Source organism: Bacillus sp. Xin1 (assembly GCF_013314535.1).
Taxonomy (GTDB): Bacteria; Bacillota; Bacilli; order Bacillales; family Bacillaceae_G; genus Bacillus_A.
Genome location: NZ_JABUAE010000001.1, coordinates 522,651 through 542,370, shown reverse-complemented (window position 1 = coordinate 542,370; position 19,720 = coordinate 522,651). Strand labels below are relative to the sequence as shown.

26 protein-coding genes are annotated in these 19,720 nt (G+C 36.5%); 9 read left to right on the top strand and 17 right to left on the bottom strand.

All coding sequences use genetic code 11. The features are described from left to right. Window positions 1-100 precede the first annotated feature (100 nt). A complete protein-coding gene (locus tag HRG09_RS02955; protein ID WP_174099261.1) occupies window positions 101-598 on the top strand; it encodes a molybdopterin-binding protein in 498 nt (165 codons plus the stop codon). 29 nt (window positions 599-627) lie between these two features. Here the strand turns inward: HRG09_RS02955 and HRG09_RS02950 are convergent, their stop codons facing one another. Together HRG09_RS02950 and HRG09_RS02945 are read right to left on the bottom strand one after the other, a co-directional pair. Continuing rightward, window positions 628-1,956 carry a PhoH family protein gene (locus HRG09_RS02950; protein ID WP_174099260.1) on the bottom strand — a complete coding sequence of 443 codons (1,329 nt, stop codon included), beginning with the start codon at window positions 1,954-1,956 and terminating at the stop codon, window positions 628-630. Window positions 1,957-2,231: 275 nt separating this feature from the next. Continuing rightward, entirely contained in the window at window positions 2,232-2,687 is a 456-nt protein-coding gene (locus HRG09_RS02945; protein ID WP_174099259.1) for a pyridoxamine 5'-phosphate oxidase family protein, read from the bottom strand. A 142-nt stretch (window positions 2,688-2,829) separates the two neighbouring features. Between HRG09_RS02945 and HRG09_RS02940 the strand changes: the two genes are divergently transcribed. Further along, a complete protein-coding gene (locus HRG09_RS02940) occupies window positions 2,830-3,030 on the top strand; it encodes a YlaI family protein (protein WP_026049164.1) in 201 nt (66 codons plus the stop codon). Between the two features lie 36 nt (window positions 3,031-3,066). On the opposite strand, the gene HRG09_RS02935 is transcribed toward HRG09_RS02940, so the two are convergent. From HRG09_RS02935 to typA, 3 genes are all read right to left on the bottom strand, one after another. Next, window positions 3,067-3,342: a hypothetical protein gene (locus HRG09_RS02935; RefSeq protein WP_174099258.1), complete on the bottom strand. Its 276-nt coding sequence runs from the start codon at window positions 3,340-3,342 to the stop codon at window positions 3,067-3,069. A gap of 14 nt (window positions 3,343-3,356) precedes the next feature. Next, window positions 3,357-3,659, bottom strand: a complete 303-nt coding sequence (locus tag HRG09_RS02930; protein ID WP_174099257.1) for a YlaH-like family protein — start codon at window positions 3,657-3,659, stop codon at window positions 3,357-3,359. A gap of 200 nt (window positions 3,660-3,859) precedes the next feature. Continuing rightward, window positions 3,860-5,704: a translational GTPase TypA gene (gene typA / locus HRG09_RS02925; RefSeq protein ID WP_174099256.1), complete on the bottom strand. Its 1,845-nt coding sequence runs from the start codon at window positions 5,702-5,704 to the stop codon at window positions 3,860-3,862. A gap of 140 nt (window positions 5,705-5,844) precedes the next feature. Between typA and HRG09_RS02920 the strand changes: the two genes are divergently transcribed. Then, window positions 5,845-6,024, top strand: a complete 180-nt coding sequence (locus tag HRG09_RS02920; protein WP_000400124.1) for a DUF5325 family protein — start codon at window positions 5,845-5,847, stop codon at window positions 6,022-6,024. 44 nt (window positions 6,025-6,068) lie between these two features. Here the strand turns inward: HRG09_RS02920 and HRG09_RS02915 are convergent, their stop codons facing one another. Both HRG09_RS02915 and HRG09_RS02910 read right to left on the bottom strand, forming a co-directional pair. Then, complete coding sequence (locus HRG09_RS02915) at window positions 6,069-6,860, bottom strand: inositol monophosphatase family protein (RefSeq protein WP_174099255.1); 792 nt, start codon at window positions 6,858-6,860, stop codon at window positions 6,069-6,071. Window positions 6,861-6,948: 88 nt separating this feature from the next. After that, complete coding sequence (locus tag HRG09_RS02910) at window positions 6,949-7,137, bottom strand: hypothetical protein (RefSeq protein ID WP_001250169.1); 189 nt, start codon at window positions 7,135-7,137, stop codon at window positions 6,949-6,951. Window positions 7,138-7,343: 206 nt separating this feature from the next. Between HRG09_RS02910 and HRG09_RS02905 the strand changes: the two genes are divergently transcribed. Then, window positions 7,344-7,970, top strand: coding sequence for a YktB family protein (locus HRG09_RS02905; protein ID WP_174099254.1), 627 nt, complete (start codon window positions 7,344-7,346; stop codon window positions 7,968-7,970). 82 nt (window positions 7,971-8,052) lie between these two features. On the opposite strand, the gene HRG09_RS02900 is transcribed toward HRG09_RS02905, so the two are convergent. Beyond that, on the bottom strand, window positions 8,053-8,322 hold the full coding sequence (locus tag HRG09_RS02900) for a UPF0223 family protein (protein ID WP_174099253.1): 270 nt from the start codon (window positions 8,320-8,322) through the stop codon (window positions 8,053-8,055). Window positions 8,323-8,931: 609 nt separating this feature from the next. Between HRG09_RS02900 and HRG09_RS02895 the strand changes: the two genes are divergently transcribed. After that, window positions 8,932-10,404 (top strand): aminotransferase class I/II-fold pyridoxal phosphate-dependent enzyme, encoded by a 1,473-nt coding sequence (locus tag HRG09_RS02895; protein ID WP_217447878.1) that lies wholly within the window; start codon window positions 8,932-8,934, stop codon window positions 10,402-10,404. Window positions 10,405-10,479: 75 nt separating this feature from the next. After that, window positions 10,480-11,310: a protein-glutamine gamma-glutamyltransferase gene (locus HRG09_RS02890; RefSeq protein WP_174099251.1), complete on the top strand. Its 831-nt coding sequence runs from the start codon at window positions 10,480-10,482 to the stop codon at window positions 11,308-11,310. Window positions 11,311-11,341: 31 nt separating this feature from the next. On the opposite strand, the gene HRG09_RS02885 is transcribed toward HRG09_RS02890, so the two are convergent. From HRG09_RS02885 to HRG09_RS02870, 4 genes are all read right to left on the bottom strand, one after another. After that, the gene (locus tag HRG09_RS02885; protein ID WP_090687296.1) at window positions 11,342-11,473 is read right to left on the bottom strand and encodes a GapA-binding peptide SR1P; all 132 of its coding nucleotides are present in this window, start codon (window positions 11,471-11,473) and stop codon (window positions 11,342-11,344) included. Between the two features lie 63 nt (window positions 11,474-11,536). Then, window positions 11,537-11,668 (bottom strand): GapA-binding peptide SR1P, encoded by a 132-nt coding sequence (locus HRG09_RS02880; protein ID WP_174099250.1) that lies wholly within the window; start codon window positions 11,666-11,668, stop codon window positions 11,537-11,539. Window positions 11,669-11,729: 61 nt separating this feature from the next. Beyond that, complete coding sequence (locus HRG09_RS02875) at window positions 11,730-11,858, bottom strand: GapA-binding peptide SR1P (RefSeq protein ID WP_000536782.1); 129 nt, start codon at window positions 11,856-11,858, stop codon at window positions 11,730-11,732. 195 nt (window positions 11,859-12,053) lie between these two features. Next, the gene (locus HRG09_RS02870) at window positions 12,054-12,350 is read right to left on the bottom strand and encodes a DUF3055 domain-containing protein (protein WP_003199960.1); all 297 of its coding nucleotides are present in this window, start codon (window positions 12,348-12,350) and stop codon (window positions 12,054-12,056) included. A 135-nt stretch (window positions 12,351-12,485) separates the two neighbouring features. Here HRG09_RS02870 and HRG09_RS02865 point away from each other — a divergent pair, with 135 nt between their 5' ends. Further along, a complete protein-coding gene (locus HRG09_RS02865; protein WP_174099249.1) occupies window positions 12,486-12,878 on the top strand; it encodes a DUF1885 family protein in 393 nt (130 codons plus the stop codon). Here the strand turns inward: HRG09_RS02865 and HRG09_RS02860 are convergent. From HRG09_RS02860 to pdhA, 5 genes are all read right to left on the bottom strand, one after another. Then, a complete protein-coding gene (locus HRG09_RS02860) occupies window positions 12,875-13,108 on the bottom strand; it encodes a hypothetical protein (protein ID WP_000691318.1) in 234 nt (77 codons plus the stop codon). The genes HRG09_RS02865 and HRG09_RS02860 overlap by 4 nt on opposite strands. 271 nt (window positions 13,109-13,379) lie before the next feature. Next, entirely contained in the window at window positions 13,380-14,792 is a 1,413-nt protein-coding gene (gene lpdA, locus HRG09_RS02855) for a dihydrolipoyl dehydrogenase (RefSeq protein WP_174099248.1), read from the bottom strand. A gap of 5 nt (window positions 14,793-14,797) precedes the next feature. Next, window positions 14,798-16,084 carry a pyruvate dehydrogenase complex dihydrolipoyllysine-residue acetyltransferase gene (gene pdhC, locus HRG09_RS02850; protein ID WP_174099247.1) on the bottom strand — a complete coding sequence of 429 codons (1,287 nt, stop codon included), beginning with the start codon at window positions 16,082-16,084 and terminating at the stop codon, window positions 14,798-14,800. An 89-nt stretch (window positions 16,085-16,173) separates the two neighbouring features. After that, window positions 16,174-17,151: a pyruvate dehydrogenase complex E1 component subunit beta gene (gene pdhB / locus HRG09_RS02845; RefSeq protein ID WP_174099246.1), complete on the bottom strand. Its 978-nt coding sequence runs from the start codon at window positions 17,149-17,151 to the stop codon at window positions 16,174-16,176. Between the two features lie 3 nt (window positions 17,152-17,154). Further along, window positions 17,155-18,270 (bottom strand): pyruvate dehydrogenase E1 component subunit alpha, encoded by a 1,116-nt coding sequence (gene pdhA / locus HRG09_RS02840; protein ID WP_000536894.1) that lies wholly within the window; start codon window positions 18,268-18,270, stop codon window positions 17,155-17,157. Between the two features lie 541 nt (window positions 18,271-18,811). Here pdhA and HRG09_RS02835 point away from each other — a divergent pair. Both HRG09_RS02835 and def read left to right on the top strand, forming a co-directional pair. Further along, window positions 18,812-18,958, top strand: coding sequence for a YjcZ family sporulation protein (locus tag HRG09_RS02835; RefSeq protein ID WP_000274566.1), 147 nt, complete (start codon window positions 18,812-18,814; stop codon window positions 18,956-18,958). Between the two features lie 190 nt (window positions 18,959-19,148). Further along, the gene (gene def / locus HRG09_RS02830) at window positions 19,149-19,703 is read left to right on the top strand and encodes a peptide deformylase (RefSeq protein ID WP_174099245.1); all 555 of its coding nucleotides are present in this window, start codon (window positions 19,149-19,151) and stop codon (window positions 19,701-19,703) included. The last annotated feature ends 17 nt before the right edge of the window (window positions 19,704-19,720 follow it).

Here is a 19,720-nt window from a genome sequence, read left to right as displayed (position 1 = left end):
GATAGTTTTCATAAATTGCAATAGAAACATTTTTTGTGACAATCGTGTCTAATGCTATTATACTGAAAAGTGGGAGCATATTACAAATGGGGGAACAACAATGAGTGAAATTTTATTTATAAACGGGAAAGTCCGTTTTCCAATCACACTTGATCCAAGCGTTTGGATTTTTGATGATCGAAAAGTAGATTTAACAACTTACTTCACCGAAACTAGAGAAGAAAAATCTGAATTAGAAGACTATCTCAAGCATACTTCTGAACATTGGGATCGTGAAATCCGTGATGGTGCCGCTTTCCCACCTATTCAAAAGAGTGTAAAAAAATTCAAAAAAGAACAGCTCATTACAGGAACGTTTGGTATACCACTTCATCCCTTTTTAAAAAACGCTGAAATTAAAGCTGAAGCGACACATGTTGAAATTCATACACTGCATGATATCATCAGTCTTTCATTAGAAGAAGCAAACGAAATTATTCTTGGATTTTCAAAAGACGGAAAACCATTACGAGAAGACGGACCTGTCCACCTTTATTTTGGTAATGGCTCTAATATAAACAATCCAATTCGAGACATCCGTAAGTTTACAATTATATAAAAAGGAGTGGGACAAAGTCCCACTCCTTTTTATAATAAATCTGCTGCTAGCTGCGCTAAATTTGAACGTTCTCCTTTTACAAACTTTACATGTCCACTAATTTTTTGTTCTTTAAATTTCTCTACAACATACGTTAAACCATTATTATATTCATCTAAGTAAGGATGATCAATTTGTTGCGGATCTCCCATTAAGACAATTTTACTCTTTTCTCCAACCCTTGTTAATATTGTCTTTACTTCATGTTTTGTTAAATTTTGCGCTTCATCAATAATAATAAATTGATCTGGAATACTTCGCCCTCTTATATAAGTAAGCGCCTCTACTTCAATTGAACCCATTCCCGCTAAAATCGCATCTAATTCACCTGGTTTTTTTGTATTAAATAAATACTCTAGATTATCGAAAATCGGCTGCATCCATGGTCTTAATTTTTCCTCTTTTTCCCCTGGTAAATAACCGATATCTTTTCCAACCGGAACAATCGGCCGGGCAACGAGGAGTTTTTTGTACAATCCTAAATCCTCTGTTTGCATAAGGCCAGCTGCTAGCGCAAGTAAAGTTTTTCCAGTTCCTGCTTTACCCGTTAATGTTACAAGCGGAATATCTTCACGAAGCAATAATTCCAATCCCATAGTTTGCTGCACATTCCGCGGACGTATTCCCCAAACTTGCTCATTATGAAAAACCAGTTTCTTCACTTTTTTTCCTGAAAAATCAACAATTCCAAGTGCAGAGCTAGAACCACCGAGCGCATCTTTCATCACAATAAACTGATTCGGATAAAATGGATGATTTGCAATTTCTGATAAAGGAAGCTCTCCTTTTTCATAAAAATGATTTAATTTTTCTTTTGATATGTAGCCTTCTAAAAAACCTGAATATATATTGTCCACTTCAATTACACGATCACTTAAATAATCTTCAGCTTGTAAACCAAGAGCATCCGCCTTTACTCTTACAAGCACATCCTTACTGACTAAAATGACAGACTTTCCATTCTCTTTCTCTTGCTCTTCCAAAAATAAATTTTTCGCCACAGCTAAAATGCGATTATCGTTTGTTTTTTCAACAAAAATATCTTGCAGTTGAACAAATGAGCGATGGTTTAATTCAATACGAAATGTCCCTCCATTTTCAAGAGGTATACTCTCATGCAATTTTCCTAATTCGCGAAATTTATCTATCAACTTAGATACATAACGGGCATTTCGTCCAACTTCATCCATGTAGCGTTTTTTCGAATCAACCTCTTCTAATACAACTGCTGGAATCACTACCTCATTTGTTTCAAAAGAAAAAATAGATAAAGGATCCTGCAAAAGTACATTCGTATCTAACACATAAATTTTATCCAACCTGTTACCCCCTGACTCCACTTTTAAATTTGTAGAACAAGGGTTTCATCCATGATCGTGATATGGACGAACCATTGTTATAATTATATGTAATGTATTAACGAGGTAGAATCGAAATTCATAGAAATTAAAACTTTTCTTCTTCATTTTTTCATATTTATTACTAGGTATCGTATTCTTTCTGCAAAATTTATATTCTAACATGTAACAAAGTTCAGCTATTTACTTTGGCTGAAAGAATAAAAAAGGATGAAACTCCTCGCGTTCATCCATTTCTATAATTCTTTCATTGCTGTCAAAACTTGATTATCAAGTTTTTCAGCAGCACGAAGATCATATGTTTTTTCATATGTTGGTTCCGAAGTAAGCTTTGCTCCATAAAACATAACATCACGCACTTCTTGAACAGATACTTCTACTACAGTTAACTTAAGCGGAATACCTTCCAATCTCTCCTTTAAAATCTTTGCTTCACCGCTAATGGAAAATACAGATTCATTTGCCATGACAGTAAGTACAAGCCCTGGCTGATGGCGTAAATTTTCCACAATGCGAGAGCGTTGATCAACTGCAAATCGTATGCTTGTCTTATTCATTGCATATACCCATGAAATAGCACTTACATTTGGAATAGTCTTTTCAAAATCAATCGTTGCAATTGTAATGATATGCCCTTCCCGTAAAGATTGAATTAAAGAATCTGTCAATGCAGGTTCTACTACATTTGCCATATTTCCACCTCCAAATTTTTCTTTATCCTAATAATAACTTATTTTTTGAATTGCGAAAATATTATTTTTTCCCCCTATAGTTCAAAAATATCAATTTTACATGATATACTTATATCGATAGAATTTGTATTGAGGTGACGAAATGAGAGTCAAATGCATGCTTTGTGATAAAAAAGAAGAGTTAGATGACGAAAATCCTATGGCCAAAAGGCTTCGTAACCGTCCTATTCATACATATATGTGCATGGAATGCACAGAACGTATTGCAGAACGTACAATGGAACGCCATGCAACCGGAAAATTCCACTTATATCGTGATAAAACAATAGAAGATGAGTGGTAAACTGCCAAATAAGTCCTCAATCATTCAGATGAGGACTTATTTATATTTCTCCGGCTCTCGTTTCATTTGATCTAAGAAACAATCTATAAGCTCTACTGGAAATCTTGTAGAATGCTTTTCCCCTTCTTGTTCATACGTAACCAAATACATATCTTCTTTCTTTTCTACCGTTACCTCTCTTAATTGATGATCTTCATGTAACGTACTATGGAACAGTATATAAGTTTCTTGTGCAGCTTCATCATGCGGACGTGCTTCCGCAACTGTTTTAATCGTTAACCAATTATATAATGTATCTTGTACAGAGCGCATGAAACATCTCCTCCCTAATTCACTCTCTGTTTCCGCGCTTGATGTAAGCGCAATCTATAAATGCCAAGCACAGCTGCCGCCACAACAAGACCTTCTCCCACTGGTAAAAATACCGCAAAAAAAGTTAGAACCGTACACCCAATCGCTAATACCACATAGATCACAACATTTTGTAATAACGATAATTTCCTTGCAAAACCTAAATTATATACAAGCATACTCAAAATAATCATCGTACCATAAAGTAGCCACATACCTATTTCTGGATTCGTTTCTACATTGTATAACTTTGCGAAAAATGACATTCTCTCTATCATTACACTTCCCCCCTATCTAATAAAATCCCTATAAACACTTTTCACTAACTAGTAATGCCTTATCTCCATTTTCAGACTCTATGCTACCTACTATAAGAGTACCTTGCAGAAAAAATACTGTCTAGATAAATGAAGAAATTTTCTAAAAATATTTAAATAAAAAAAGCTGCCTTTTCATAAAAAGGCAGCTTCTTCATTTTTTATGCTTCTACAGATTTCTTTTTCTTAGCAGCTCTTTCGCGTTCGCTCTTATCAAGAATCTTTTTACGAAGACGAATCGATTCTGGTGTTACTTCACAGTATTCATCTTCATTTAAGTATTCTAATGACTCTTCTAAAGTCATAATACGTGGTTTTTTCATTGTTGATGTCTGGTCTTTTGTTGCAGAACGAATGTTAGTTTGTTGTTTCATTTTTACAACGTTAACTGTTAAATCATTCTCACGTGTATGTTCCCCAACAATCATACCAGCATATACTTCTGTACCTGGTTCAACGAAGATTACACCGCGATCTTCAACTTGCATAATACCATATTGTGATGCTTTTCCTGTTTCAAGTGAAACAAGAACACCTTGGCGACGTCCACCAACTTGTCCAGCATGTACTGGTTGGTAGCAATCGAATGTATGGTTTAAAATACCATAACCACGAGTCAATGTTAGGAATTCTGTTGTGTAACCAATTAATCCACGTGCTGGCACCATAAATGTAAGACGAACTTGGCCGTTTCCATTATTGACCATATCTAACATTTCACCTTTACGTGCACCCATTGATTCCATAATAGAACCAGTATATTCTTCTGGTACATCAATTTGTACACGTTCTACCGGCTCACATCTTACGCCGTCAACCTCTTTAATGATTACTTCTGGTTTAGATACCTGTAATTCATATCCTTCACGACGCATGTTTTCAATTAAGATAGATAAATGTAACTCTCCACGTCCAGATACAATCCATGCATCAGGAGATTCTGTATTATCTACACGTAAACTCACATCTGTTTCTAATTGTGAACGAAGACGCTCTTCAATTTTACGAGATGTAATGTATTTACCTTCACGACCTGCAAATGGGCTGTTATTTACAAGGAACGTCATTTGTAATGTTGGCTCATCGATACGTAATAATGGTAAAGCCTCTTGTTGTTCAACTGGACATACTGTTTCACCAACGTTAATGTCTTCCATACCTGAAACAGCTACTAGATCTCCAGCTTTTGCTTCTTCAATTTCTTGACGTTTTAAGCCCATGTAACCAAACAATTTCGTTACACGGAATTGTTTTACACTTCCGTCAACTTTCATTAATGCAACTTGTTGTCCGACTTTCATTGTACCGCGGAATACACGCCCAACTCCAATACGACCAACGTAGTCGTTATAATCAAGAAGTGCTACTTGGAATTGAAGTGGCTCTTCGCTATTATCAATTGGTGCCGGAATATGTTCAATAATTGTGTCAAACAATGATTTCATATTCTCTTCTTGATTTGCTGGGTTTGAATCTAAGCTTGCTGTTCCGTTCATTGCTGATGCGAATACAACTGGGAACTCTAACTGATCTTCGTTTGCACCAAGCTCAATGAATAAGTCGATTACTTCATCAACTACTTCATCCGGGCGAGCAAAGTCACGGTCAATTTTGTTTACTACAACGATTGGAGTTAAGTTTTGCTCAAGAGCTTTCTTTAAAACAAATCGTGTTTGTGGCATACAACCTTCATATGCATCAACAACAAGTAAAACACCATCAACCATTTTCATGATACGCTCTACTTCACCACCGAAGTCAGCGTGTCCTGGTGTATCTAAAATGTTAATTCGTTTATCTTCATAATGAATCGCTGTATTTTTTGCTAAAATAGTAATACCGCGTTCTCTTTCTAAATCGTTCGAATCCATTGCACGCTCTTCTACATGCTCATTTGCACGGAACGTCCCCGCTTGACGTAATAATTGGTCAACAAGTGTTGTTTTACCATGGTCAACGTGGGCAATAATTGCTATATTACGTAAATCTTGTCGTTTTTTCAACATGTCCAACTCCTAGTGTCTTTTTAATCCTTCTCTATTATAAGAGCGAAGGGGATACAATGGCAATCAAAATAAAATCAAGAATGAAAATATAGTTGTATTCTTACTTTTGTGAAAGTAAAATGAAATTGGAGGGTGAAGAAATGGAACACATTCAATATCGCTTTTTATTAACCGCTATCATCGGTGTTATTTTCTTAATTGGCATAGGCATTATGATTGCTGAAAATAGTCCCATTGGTATTATTATTTGCATTATTGGTACATTTGTTACAGTCGGATATGGATTTATAACAAAACGCAAAATGCGCAAATCACAGTGACATAAAAAAGTAAGAAGCTACATCTTGAGCCTCTTACTTTTTTGTTACTGTGATACATATGGTAATAACTCTTCATACACTCCAGGTTTTGCAACTAACACACTGCTCTTCTCAACAATAGAAAGCACCGTGCCGGCGAATGTCGTTACCTTACCACCGACTTCTTCTACAATAATCATTCCCCCGCCAAAATCCCATGGAGATAATCGAGGTGTCACGTAGGCATCTAGTCTTCCCGTTGCAACATAAACCATTTCTAATGCTGCACATCCGTATGAACGTGTTCCCCTTGCCAATTTTACAAGTTGCATCATTTTCTCCATATTAAGTAATGGATTATCGGTGAGCCAAGTTGCATTTAAAGCAATTATTCCATTCTCTATGGCACTCTCCTCTAAAGAAGGGATGGATACACCGTTACAAAAAGCCCCTTCTCCTTTTACAGCATGATAAAGCTCATCGTGAACTGGATCATAGATAAGGCCTATTCTTCCGATACCGTTCTCATAAATGCCAATTGAAATTGCAAAATTTCTTTTTTGATGCACAAAATTCATCGTGCCATCGATTGGATCAATTAGCCAAACAACTCCTTCAGAAGAAGCTACTTCATCCCCATATCCTTCCTCACCTAAAATATAATGATTTGGAAATGTTTGTTTAATTTCTCCAATCAAAAACTGCTCTATTTCTCGATCCATATTCGTTACTAAATCAGCTGCACTTGATTTCGTCTCTATGGTAAGTGTCTTTTGCAATGATGCCATTAAACGCTCACCAGCTTCTCGAATCCACCGCTTCGCATTTGTATCGATTTCTTTCCATACCTCTTGCATGTTTAAACACTCCGATCTATACTGTTCACAGAAAAAACGAACCCTTTATAAGGTTCGCACCAACTTAATTTTTATACATATACTATTATTACGCCTCTAAACGGATCATTTCAAGTCTTAGCACTTCTAATTTTTGCACGCACTCTTCTTTTTTCTGGTTATCATTTTCCATCATTGCATCATATAGCGTTGCTAATTCATAATCTAACTCCAATCTTAGCACCGGAATTCTTTTTTCAGCATCTGTTCTCTTTAACGCGTTAATCACCTGTCTCATTTTTATTGCCTCCTCCCAATATTCGTCTGCCCTCGGACTAGAATTAACTCAATTTTCTGATTTTTTGTTTTATACTATATTATGTTGGAGAAATCATCTATGCAACAAAATTATATTTTTTTACTGAAATTTTTTTGTACTGTTTTTTTATCAATCGTACAAGCTATGCTAAAATTAAAAACAAACTAGGAGTTGGAGGAACTATCATGACATTACAAACATTTAAATCAACTGACTTTGCTGTCTTTGCAGTTGATGGTCTCGAAGAACGAATGAATGCTATTAAAACGAATATTCATCCTAAATTAGAAGATCTAGGCGAGCAATTTTCTCATTATTTATCAGAACAAACTGGGGAAACTTTTTTCTATCATGTTGCAAAACATGCACGACGTAAAGTCAATCCACCAAACGATACTTGGGTTGCTTTTTCAACAAATAAACGCGGATATAAAATGCTGCCACATTTTCAAATTGGTTTATGGGGTACCCATGCTTTCATATACTTTGGTTTAATCTATGAGTGTCCACAAAAAGTGGAAGCGGCTCATGCCTTCTTAGAACATTTAAATGATTTAAAAACAAGTATACCAAATGACTTCGTTTGGTCCATTGACCATACTAAACCAGCTGTAAAACTACATAACTCACTTGAAATAACTGATTTGCAAAAAATGATTGAACGCTTAGCAACTATAAAAAAAGCCGAGTTACTAGTTGGTATTCACATCACACCAGAAGAATTTTCAACACTTACTGATGAACAATTTCTTGCGAAGGTTGAAACTACTATGCACTCACTCCTTCCTTTATATAAAATTTGCAATCGATAGTAGAAAACGGACAATATAAATATTGTCCGTTTTAAGTTGTTATCCCATTATAGCACTGTGTGTTTTATTTTTCAAAATCTTTTTACATTTTTATAATCTTTTGTTCTTCTACTTCTTTTGCTCTTTGAATTACCCGATATATTGAGTAACCACTTACCTCTTGAAACTCTTTATCAATTTTCTTCTCTTCCGCTTTCGATGGTACAATTTCTTTAAAGCGACGATATAGTCCCATCAGTTCTTCTCTTACGATACCTTTCTCATATGCCTTTTCAATGGCCTCATAGAATGTCACGATTGCAATCATCTCATCATTTGACCAGTCATAATCAAGTGGGTATTGATATTCCATATGTACACCTCATTCATTTTTATCCTTACCATTGTGCTATCTTAAAATAAAACTTCCATCCTTCTTCACTATGGTCACTTTGCATTATACACTATTTCCCTTTTATGATGGAATTATCTCCCGCCAGATTGAAAATAGCAGATTAATAAAAATATACCTCTTCAGCCACCTAAAAATGTAACTTTAAGTATTATTTCCCCTTACCTAACTCCTTTACTTCCGCTAAATTCCGCTGTAAAGATCTGATTGACTACGAGCAGGATAAACCAAAACTTCTATTGCCGAGATTCCAACGTGTCTTCTCACTTTCTTTAAACCTTAAGATGAGCGTTTATTACTTACACACAATGGGATAAACTTACTACTAATTATGCATATAATAAAAATAATAATTTTCCCTATACATATATAATCATTGGTGATATAATGCTTTTGTTTTATTGAAAATAAAGTGAAGCTTCCATGAAAAAACTTTTGAATGGTAAGTAAACAAATCAAGTTCTTCTAGACGGTTATATAACTATACAAGGGGAAATAACTTTCTTATTGAACAAGATACACATAAAACAACTCTATAATAAATATTACTAAGAAGAAGGGGTGTATAGATTGTCCCAATACAAAACACCATTGTTTACCGCTTTAGTAGAGCACAGTAAGCGAAATCCAATTCAATTCCATATCCCAGGTCATAAAAAAGGACAAGGAATGGATCCTACGTTTCGCGAATTTATTGGGCATAATGCATTAGCAATTGATTTAATTAATATCGCACCGCTCGATGATTTACATCATCCGAAGGGTATGATTAAAGAGGCCCAAGATTTAGCCGCTGCTGCGTTTGGTGCAGATCATACTTTCTTTTCCGTTCAAGGTACAAGCGGTGCGATTATGACAATGGTGATGAGTGTTTGTGGCCCAGGGGATAAAATTCTTGTACCACGAAACGTTCATAAATCTGTAATGTCAGCCATTATTTTCTCAGGAGCAAAACCAATTTTCATTCATCCTGAAATTGATCCAAAGCTCGGTATTTCACACGGAATTACAATTCAATCTGTAAAAAAAGCACTCGAAGAACATGCAGATGCAAAAGGATTACTCGTTATTAATCCAACATACTTTGGGTTCGCTGCAGACCTACAGCAAATTGTAGAATTAGCTCACTCCTACGAAATACCTGTATTAGTTGATGAAGCTCATGGTGTTCATATTCATTTCCATGACGAATTACCAATGTCAGCTATGCAAGCTGGGGCAGATATGGCAGCGACAAGTGTGCATAAGCTCGGCGGTTCGTTAACACAAAGCTCTATTCTAAATGTAAAAGAGGGCCTTGTGAATGTAAAACATGTCCAATCCATTATTAGTATGCTTACAACAACATCGACTTCTTACATTTTGCTTGCTTCCCTTGATGTTGCAAGGAAACGACTTGCAACTGAAGGAAAGGCATTAATATCAAAGACAATACAGTTAGCTGAGCAGGTTCGTAACGCCATAAATGATATTGAACATCTTTATTGTCCTGGAAAAGATATGTTAGGTACAGATGCCACATTTAACTATGACCCAACAAAGCTAATTATATCTGTAAAAGACTTAGGAATTACAGGTCATGAGGCAGAGTTATGGTTAAGAGAGCGTTATAACATTGAAGTTGAACTCTCAGACTTATATAACATCTTATGCCTTGTTACATTGGGCGATACAGAAGATGAGACAAACATTCTTATTAAAGCCTTACAAGAACTAGCAACAACATTTAAAGATAGAGCTGACAAAGGTGTTCAAGTACAAGTTGAAATTCCAGAAATCCCTGTACTTGCCCTCTCTCCTCGAGATGCTTTTTATTCAGAGACAGAGGTCATCCCGTTTGAAAATGCTGCTGGTCGCATTATAGCTGATTTTGTAATGGTTTATCCACCAGGGATTCCAATCTTTACTCCAGGTGAAATTATTACACAAGAAAACTTAGACTACATTCATAAAAATTTAGAAGCAGGTCTACCAGTACAAGGTCCCGAAGACATGACATTACAAACATTACGCGTTATTAAAGAATATAAGCCTATCATTTGATAGGCTTTTTTTTCACCATTTCTCCTTTTACTCATACCATACTAAAGAATGTAACGTATAGGTGGGGATACAGTTATGATTGTGATTGGTCGTTCCATTGTACATCCTTATATCACGAGTGAAAATGAACCGTTCGCTACTGAAAAACAACAAATCTTAGCCATCATGGCTGGAAATCAAGAAGTATATGCATTCCAAACAGTTGGCGAACTTAGTTTTGATCTGAATTTACGAGTCCATATTATTACATCTGCCTTAGAGCTCTTTCAAAGTGGGCTTCAGTTCCGTACATTCCAACAATCCTATTGTAATCCTGAATTTTGGAAAAGGACACCACTAGGAGGGTTTCAACTGCTTCCAAATGTACTACCCTCCGTCGCGATAAGAGATATTTTTAAAAATGGAAAAAAGTACGGAACAGAATGTGCAACAGCGATGATTATTATTTTTTACAAAGCACTTTTAGCTCTATATGATGAGCAAACTTTTAATCGCTTATTCGCAAACCTTCTACTATATACATGGGATTATGATCGAGATTTAAAACTGGTGACAAAAACCGGTGGGGATATCGTTCCTGGCGATCTTGTTTACTTTAAAAATCCACAAGTAAGTCCAGCTTCAGTTGAGTGGCAAGGAGAGAATGCTTTTTATTTAGGTAATTTCTTTTTTTATGGACACGGTGTAGGAGTAAAAACAAAAGAACAAATCATTTATTTATTAAATGAACGAAGGATTCCCTATGCCTTTATCTCAGCATATTTAACAGATCTTATTACCCGCATAGATAGCCGCCTTATGAGCCAACATGCTTCTACTAATACCTTACAAACCACCTTCAAATTCATTCCCATTCGAGATGATGCAATTGTTGCAACCATTGGTCACACAACTACAATTTATTAAAAAACGCCTGCAAATATGCAGGCGCTTTTTATTATTGGGCTTTTGTATGCTCTTTGTGACCACATTCGCAATGAGACCCACATTTTCCGTAAAGCACTGTTGTCTTTTCATCTTCAAAGTGTGCAATTGTTCCTTCGCAAACTTGACATACGATTGTTCCCATTTTTCATTTCCCCCTGAGTTTACATTATGATTGAAAACCTTTATATTTACACGTTCTATATATTTACTTAGCTTTTGTATGTTCCTTGTGATTACATTCGCAATGAGATCCACATTTTCCGTAAAGTACTGTTATCTTTTCATCTTCAAAGTGTGCAATTGTTTCTTCGCAAACTTGACATACGATTGTTCCCATTTTTCATTTCCCCCTAAGTTTATGGTCCTAAAAACTTTTTCAGTAGCAAGATTCCTATATATTATTGGGCTTTTGTATGCTCCTTGTGATCACATCCGCAAGATCCACATTTCCCGTAAAGTACTGTTACTTTCTCATCCTCGAAGTGTGCAATTGTACTTTCACAATCTTGACATACGATTGTTCCCATTTTCTATTTCCCCCTAAGTTTATAATCCCAAAAACTTTTGTAACCGCTTAACTTTCTGTCTTTATTTTAATATGTTATACTTTTTCAGTCAATAGGTTTTTAGTATAACACATTAAAAATTTTATTTTATATTAGTATGCGACAATAACATAAAAAAACAGTCATATCTTAATAAGTACGACTGTTTCCATTTATTTATTCTTCATATTCAGCATGTAAGGACGTTGGCGGTACAAGAAATTTAAAAAATTGTGCTAGATCATCCGCTTCTTCCTCCGATTGTAATTTAAAGACTTGCTGTAAATGTTGAACATTATCTACATCGTCTTGACCTAGTAGAGTCGCTCTCCCTGTCTGCATGCAAACAACAAGAGGTTTCCCAAAAAACATATTTGTATAAATAACCCCAAAATCATAACGGTTTTCATGTGTCATAAATCCCAAAAATCGTACCTTCACACTTTCATGTTCATCATACAATTTTTCAAACATTTACTCCCTCCGTTCTTCACAGCACTTTCTACTTGTATATATTAAACAGAATGAGTAAGGATTCCTTTTTAATTGTCAAAAAATTTACAACAGTGTTAAAATAGCTATATATATTACGTCAGGAGGAATTTCTTTATGCAACATGCATTTATTAAACTTGTACCTAAATCTAAGCAACAAGCTGTCACATTAGAAGATGTAAAACAACTTTTTCATTATTATCAAACAATTACTTCCCAAACTGGTGCACAAGTTAGCTATGCATATACTAACGTGGCATTTCCATATGAGATACTTAATACATCAGAGACTACACTTGAACTAAAATCTAGTCACGATCGATATAATTCTATTTATGTGGGGGTTGGAACAGAAAACGAGCAAGCTTTTGTTCAAATCTCCTTGCCTTCTACTGCCACATTTGGGGATAAAGGAAAAGCAAATGAATTCTGCCGTTTTTTAGCAAAGAAACTAGAGGGTGAATTAAGGTTATTTAATGGGAGAACAATGTACTTTTATAAACGCTAATTTCTAAAAAAGCAAGATATTATTAAAAAGAACATACTATTTGCACAAGTAAGAAATAGCGCTTGCTTTCTTACACTAAGAACAACATAAGCAATTACATATGCTAAGTAAAGAAACACGAAAAAAAGCATCACTTTATAATGAAGCTTATCACCATTCGATAAGAATAACACAATAGAAAATCCACTCCATAAAAGGAAATGATAAAATATAACATGGATGATTTTCATGGAACCGTCTCCTTTGACATGCTCTATTTTATAATAAGATATGGTACTGGACACAAATCCATTACATAATACAAAAAGATGTAATGGATTTGTGTCCAGTTTATTTCTATTAACGTGCATTCCCATTTTTGATATATAGTATTACATATCCATTCGACAAATACACATAATGACCCTATAAGCTCTTCTAAAGTATTTATAGATAGATTTATTAAATAGAAAATAACCCGCCTCTGAATAGATAAGAGGCGGGTTATTTTGCTTGTTCTTATTATTTTACAATGTGAATTGGCATTCCAAGAGCAACTTCTGCTGCTTCCATTGTGATTTCACCTAATGTTGGGTGAGCGTGGATTGTTTGAGCGATATCTTCTGCTGTCATTCCAGCTTCGATAGCTAAACCAATCTCAGAGATAATATCAGAAGCACCTGCACCTGCAACTTGTGCACCTACAAGAAGACCATCTTCTTTACGTGTTACAAGTTGTAAGAAACCATCTGTGCTGTTTAATGATAAAGCACGACCGTTTGCAGCGAATGGGAACTTAGATACAGCTACACTCATCCCAGCTTCTTCAGCTTGTTTCTTAGTGTAACCAACAGATGCTAATTCTGGATCAGTGAAGCATACTGCTGGAATTCCGATGTAATCGATTGCTGATGCATGGCCACTAATTGCTTCAACAGCTACTTTACCTTCGTAAGAAGCTTTGTGAGCTAATGGTGGTCCAGGAACGATATCACCGATTGCATAGATGTTTGGTACGTTTGTACGGCATTGCTCATCGATTTCGATGATGCCACGGTCAGTCATTTTAACTCCAACTTGCTCAAGACCGATTTCTTGCGTATTTGGACGACGACCTACAGTTACTAATACATAATCAGCTTCTACAGTTTGTACTTCGCCTTTAACTTCGAAGCTAACTGTTACGCCGTTTTCTGTTTCTTCAACGCCTTTAGCCATAGCTTTTGTATGGATGTTTACGTTGCCTTTTTTCTGAAGAGCACGCTTAACAACAGAGCTCATTGCTTTTTCGAAACCAGCTAAGATTTCATCGCCAGCTTCTACTACAGTAACTTCTGTACCGAAGTTAGCATATGCAGTTCCTAATTCCATACCGATATAACCGCCGCCGATTACAACAAGTTTTTTAGGAATTTCAGGTAAGCTTAATGCACCCGTAGAGTTGATAACACGTTTAGAGTATTTGAATCCAGGAATTTCGATTGGTGTAGAACCAGTTGCAAGAACAGCATTTTTAAACGTATAAGTTTGAGCTGCATCGTCAGTCATTACGCGTAATGTGTTAGCATCTACGAAGTAAGCTTCACCGCGAATGATTTCAACTTTGTTACCTTTAAGAAGGCCTTCAACACCGCCAGTTAATTTCTTAACTACGCCGTTTTTCCATTCTTGAACTTTTGTAAAGTCAACTTTTACGTTCTCTGCAGTGATACCCATGTCATCAGAATGCATTGCATTCTCATAACGATGACCTGCATTGATTAACGCTTTTGAAGGAATACATCCAACGTTTAAGCATACGCCACCAAGGTTAGCTTTTTCAATAATTGCTACCTTTTGACCTAATTGTGCTGCACGAATTGCCGCTACGTATCCACCAGGACCTGCACCAACAACGACTGTATCTAATTCAATTGGGAAATCTCCTACTACCATTGTTATTACGCCTCCATTACTAATAATTGTGGGTCATTCAATAGACGTTTAATTTGGTTTAATGCTTTTTGAGCAGTTGCGCCGTCAATTAAACGATGGTCAAAGCTTAGAGATAATGCTAATACTGGAGCTGCAACGATTTCACCGTTTTTCACAACTGGTTTCTCAGCAATGCGGCCGATACCAAGGATTGCTACTTCTGGGTGGTTGATAACTGGAGTGAACCATTGTCCACCTGCAGAACCAATGTTTGTAATTGTGCAAGAAGCACCTTTCATTTCAGCTGGAGCTAAGCGACCTTCACGTGCTTTACCAGCAAGATCATTGATCTCGTTAGAAATAGTGAAGATTGATTTACGATCTGTATCTTTAACAACTGGTACTAATAGACCTTTGTCTGTATCAGCTGCGATACCGATGTTGAAGTAATGTTTATGAACGATTTCTGAAGATGCATCATCTAAAGAAGTGTTCAGCATTGGGAATTCACGTAATGCAGATGTTAAAGCTTTTACAACGTATGGAAGGTAAGTTAATTTAATACCTTTATCAGCTGCTACTGCTTTGAACTTTTTACGGTGAGCAACAAGTTCTGTTACATCTACTTCGTCCATTAATGTTACGTGAGGAGCTGTATGTTTAGAGTTAACCATTGCTTTCGCAATTGCTTTACGGATACCACTCATTTTCTCACGAGTTTCTGGGTATTCACCAGCTGGGATTGGTTGTGCTTTTGGTGCTTCTTCTTTTGCTGCTGGAGTAGCTTCTACTGCTGCTGGAGCTTCAGTTGCTGCTACTGCTTGTCCACCATTTGCAAATGCATCGATATCAGCTTTTACAACGCGACCGTTTTTGCCAGTACCAGCTACTTTATGGATATCTACACCTTTTTCACGAGCGTATTTACGTACAGATGGCATAGCAATTACGCGCTCATTTACAACTTCTTCAGTTGCTGCTGGAGTAGCTACCGCTGCTGGAGCTTCTTCTTTCACTTCTTCAGCTTTTGGAGCGTCATCATGGTCGTCACCTTTAAATTTAAGGTTTTCGTATCCAGGAGCGTCAAACTTAATTAAAGTATCTCCTACTACTGCAACTGTACCTTCTTCTACAAGTACTTCAAGTACTTTACCTTTAACCGGAGAAGGAATTTCTACTACTGCTTTATCATTTTGTACTTCAAGAAGTACATCATCTTCATTTACTTCATCGCCTGGTTTAATAAACCATTTTACGATTTCACCTTCGTGGATACCTTCACCAATATCTGGTAGTTTAAATTCAAATGCCACGGAATTCATCCCCCTGATTCATATCATTATTATGGAATAGCACAAAAGAAATCAGCATGTGCTGATTTCTTTTGCACATGAAACTAAAATTAGAAGTTCATTACTTTGTTAACAGCTTCAACAATATCTTTATGGTTTGGTAACCATACGCTCTCAGCTTGAGAGAATGGGAATACTGTATCAGCAGCTGCAACACGTACAACTGGAGCTTCTAAGTTTAAGATTGCACGGTCGTTAATTTCCGCTACAACGTTTGCTGCAATACCAGCTTGTTTTTGAGCTTCTTGAACTACAACTACACGGCCTGTTTTTTCAACAGAAGCGATGATTGTTTCGATATCTAATGGTTGAACTGTACGTAAGTCAACAACCTCTAAAGAGATACCTTCTTTTTCAAGTTCTTCAGCAGCTTTTAATGCAGCATGAACCATAGCACCATAAGCGATAACAGATACATCTGTACCTTCACGTTTGATATCAGCTTTACCTAAATCAATTGTGTATTCGCCTTCTGGTACTTCTTGACGGAATGAACGGTACAATTTCATATGCTCTAAGTAGATAACTGGATCGTTGTCACGAATCGCAGAGATCAAAAGGCCTTTTGCATCGTATGGAGTAGATGGAATAACAACTTTTAGACCTGGTTGTTGTGCAACTAATCCTTCTAAGCTATCAGCGTGTAGTTCAGGAGTATGAACGCCGCCACCGAATGGAGAACGAACTGTTACTGGAGCAGTCCAACGTCCACCAGAACGGTAACGCATACGAGCTAATTGACCAGAAATTGAATCCATTACTTCATAAACGAAACCGAAGAATTGGATTTCTGGAACTGGACGGAATCCTTCAAGTGCAAGTCCAACTGCAAGTCCACCAATACCAGACTCTGCAAGTGGAGTATCCATTACACGGTCTTCACCGAATTCAGCTTGTAAACCTTCAGTAGCACGGAATACTCCGCCGTTTACACCAACGTCTTCACCAAATACAAGTACGTTAGGATCATTTTTCATTTCAACACGTAAAGCATCAGTGATTGCTTGAATCATTGTCATTTGAGCCATGGCTTACTTCGACTCCTTTTCTTTGTAAATTTCATATTGTTCAGCTAAGTTGTAAGGCATTTTTTCGTACATGATTTCCATTAAATCAGTTACTTTTTGTTTTGGAGCTTGGTCAGCCTTAGCAATTGCTTGTTTGATATCTTCTTTTGCTTCTTCGATTACTTTCTCTTCTACTTCTTGAGACCATAGGCCTTTGTTTTCTAAGAATGCACGGAAGCGTACGATTGGATCTTTTTGTTCCCATTCGTTTTCGATATCTTTTGTACGGTAACGAGTTGGGTCATCACCAGCCATTGTATGTGGACCATAACGGAATGTTAAAGTCTCGATTAAAGTAGGACCTTCACCATTTACTGCACGCTCACGAGCAAAAGCAGTTGCTGCGTATACAGCTAATGGATCCATACCGTCTACTTGAATTCCGTAAATACCTGCTGCTACTGCTTTTTGTGCTACAGTTTTTGCTGCAGATTGTTTTTCTACTGGAGTAGAGATTGCATAACGGTTATTTTGAACAACGAAGATTGCTGGAGCTTTGAATGCACCCGCAAAGTTCATACCTTCGTAGAAGTCACCTTGTGAAGCACCACCGTCACCAGTGTAAGTAATTGCAACAGATTTTTTACCACGTAATTTCATACCTAACGCAACACCAGCAGTTTGGATGATTTGCGCACCGATGATGATTTGCGGAGCAAGTGCATTTACATTTTCAGGCATTTGGTTACCCATGAAGTGTCCACGTGAGAATAAGAATGCTTGGTATAATGGTAAACCATGCCATACTAATTGTGGAACGTCACGATATCCTGGTAAGATGAAATCTTCTGCTTCAAGTGCGAAATGACTTGCTAATTGAGAAGCTTCTTGTCCAGCTGTTGGTGCGTAGAAACCTAAACGTCCTTGACGGTTTAAAGAAATAGAACGTTGATCTAGTACGCGAGTATACACCATACGACGCATTAATTCTTTTAATTGATCATCAGTTAATTCAGGCATTGCTGCTTCATTCACAACTTCGCCTTTTTCATTTAAAATTTGTAATGTTTCAAATTGAGCTGCGATAGCTTTCATTTGCTCATCAACATTAAATAGGGTCTTTTTTGTTTTAGTACCCATTCCGTTCACCTCTTCCTCTCTTGAACCATATTCTGAAACGCTTTCACTAGCAATCCGCTAGAAAGAAAACGCAACCATGTAAACCGACAGGAAACCTTGTCGGTTGAGAATAATTTTGTGTACCTAACAATCTGTACTAATGTTTTTTCAGAAACATATTAATACAATCTTGATCACGTTTTTTAGTTTACAACTATTCTAATCACGATGTCAATTACTTTGGTTACGTTTTTTTATGAATAACATTGAGGTTTTCACTATACATAGGCGTTTTCATTTTCACACCTGTATTAGTAAGTGATAACCTACTGTTATATTATTCCCTTTTTAACCCTCTTTTCATCATAGAATAATCTGTAAACGATTAATTCTTCTTAGTTTTTCTCTCTTTATAATAAAAATATACAATTACATCTTCCTTTCCTAGGCGAATGTCTATACACTCCTAACCACGATTCCATACATTATAATAACCGCAGTATTAGCGGGAAATGATAAAGGAGGTCATCTCATGTACGGAAATGATAAAGGAGGTCATCTCATGTACGGATACACATATTGTTATCCAACTTGTTCATATCCTTCCTATGGCTATGGAGGTTCTTGTGGAGGATCCGGACGCGGCTTTGCCTTAATCGTTGTGTTGTTTATCCTTTTAATTATCGTTGGTGCTGCTTGCATTCGTTAATGTAAAACAAAACAACTATAGAAAGAAACAGGCGGCTCAGCCGTCTTTTCTTTTTTATTAAGCACATATTGATGAAGAAAATACCTACTTTACATACTCTTAATCCGCTCGAATTATGCAGGCACTATGCACTTTATCATGACTTTTTTCAGCTCCTTTGGTAGACTAAAGGAGAAAGGAGAGATTGTGAATGCTTACAATGAATGATGTAATTCGTGAAGGAAACCCCATTCTACGAGCAGTAGCAGAAGAAGTACCTCTGCCAGCAAGTGAAGAAGATGTACGTACTCTTAAAAAAATGATTGAACTTGTAATTAACAGTCAAAACCCTGAAATGGTTGAAAAATATAATTTACGTCCAGGAATCGGGATTGCTGCACCACAAATCGGCATTTCAAAAAGAATGATTGCTGTTCATGTTACTGATACAAATGAGACATTATACAGCTATGCTTTATTCAATCCAAAAATTATTAGCCACTCTGTTGAACGTACATATTTATCAGGCGGAGAAGGCTGCCTATCTGTAGATCGTGAAGTACCTGGCTATGTTCCACGTTATACACGAATTACAGTTAAAGCAACTACTATCGATGGTGAAGAGGTAAAATTACGTTTAAAAGGGTTACCAGCAATTGTATTTCAACATGAAATTGATCATTTAAACGGCGTAATGTTCTATGACCATATTAATCAAGAAAACCCTTTTGCATCTCCTGATGATGCAAAACCATTCGAAAGATAAAAAAAGCAGGAGCTAAA